Here is a 1,498-nt window from a genome sequence, read left to right as displayed (position 1 = left end):
GTAGTGAACGGCTGTCAGGCCCATGCCGTGTATTTCATCGTCGTATTGTTGAGCCCCTGTTTTCATCTGATGCCTGGCCCTGAATACCAGCTTTTCGATTGTTGTCAGTACATTCTGAGACTGATCTTCCGGAGGCTCGTGAGGGATGACCGGAAAGTGCCTCTTCAGGTTTTTGAAGACTTCCACAATCCGGCTGGCCTGATCAAAACTCAAATTGTCTCCGACCATTGTCTGTAAGCGAATCGGTGCAAATTCATCGTCAAAATCGAAAGTCGTAAGGAACGGTGTTGCCTTACCGCTCTCTGCTGCTGCTTCGGTCAGGCCCAGTGCGGCTTCCAGAGCCTGTTTTTTGAGAGGGTGCTGCTGCACGAATTTGTGGATATCAGCCCGGGCTTTTTCCTGTTTCGGAGTGAACTGGAAGGGACCGCCGTCATGTTCGGCGGCTTCCTCTGCAGCCTTCAGGACTTCGTTCATTTTCTCAATGTCTGCTTCTCTGGTTTTAATCTCATCTTCCAGACGAGCTTGTTTCTTAATCAGTTGCTGGATCGTGCCGCCAGTACCATCGTAGCCGCCCAGTTGTACCTGTCTTTTTCTCAGGGCATTAATCCGTTGTTCATGGGCGTCAGAAGTGTCTGGTTTGAGACCAATAGCTTCTTCGCTAGCGCCAAGACCTGCTTCATGATAATCCGTCAGAGCGTCTTTTGCTTTTAATACGGCTTCAGTTTTCTGCTTCAGGGCTAAAGTCAGCGCAGCGATCTCCTTGTTATGTGCGGTTTTAGCCTGTTCATCGATGTCTCCGGGATCTTTAATCTCCTGTTTTTTACGATCCAGATTCTCTTGTGCATTCCTTTCTTCCAGCCGTGCATTGGTCAATTCCATACTTTTCTTGTCGTGCTCATGGAGGAATTCCGCGACATGGCGGTACTTTATTCTGGTTAAAAGCAGTTCACCCGGTTCATTATCGATTGTATCGGTTTCGACCCGATTATCAGTATTTGTAGAGGCACTAATGGCAATGTAATCAGCTTTCTTCAATAATCCGATATCACCTCTTCTTATCCTGATGTTCATTTTTTTAAAGGCAGCTTCCAGTTTATCAATGACTGGATCTCGTCTTTCTTCACTGCCTTGCAGCGGCATTTGTCTCACGGCGTCTACCCGACTCTCCGGGGTTTGCTCATCACCTGCAGGTTGACCCAATGCGCCCGGAGTGAGTTGCACTGCCCGACTGAGAGCTTTGCCGTCTCCCTCCCGGACAGGGTATTTATTATGAACCACAACTAGCGGTCGTTTGCCTTGAATAGCATTCAGTTTGCGATAAACAACTGCCAGCTCAGCTCTTGCTTGTTCCAGTGTTTGTTTGGCCATGGTGATTTCACGATCAAGGACGAACCGGGGCTTAGGTCCCAGACGAGCCATGTGCCTGTCAAGTTCATTCTCAATGCCTGCAATACGCTCATTAACGTCAGGCTGACCCGCTTTGAAAACTTGTTCATTC

General features: G+C 48.5%; 1 protein-coding gene. It reads right to left on the bottom strand.

Annotated elements, in window-relative coordinates:
• Positions 1-1,498 (bottom strand): hypothetical protein (locus KDK18_RS11950; protein WP_257255150.1); only part of this gene is annotated, 1,498 nt, incomplete at both ends.

It is taken from the genome of Endozoicomonas sp. SESOKO3 (genome assembly GCF_024606255.1).
The sequence above is the reverse complement of the archived record's forward strand: the minus strand, read 5'-3'. Positions and strand labels throughout refer to the sequence as shown.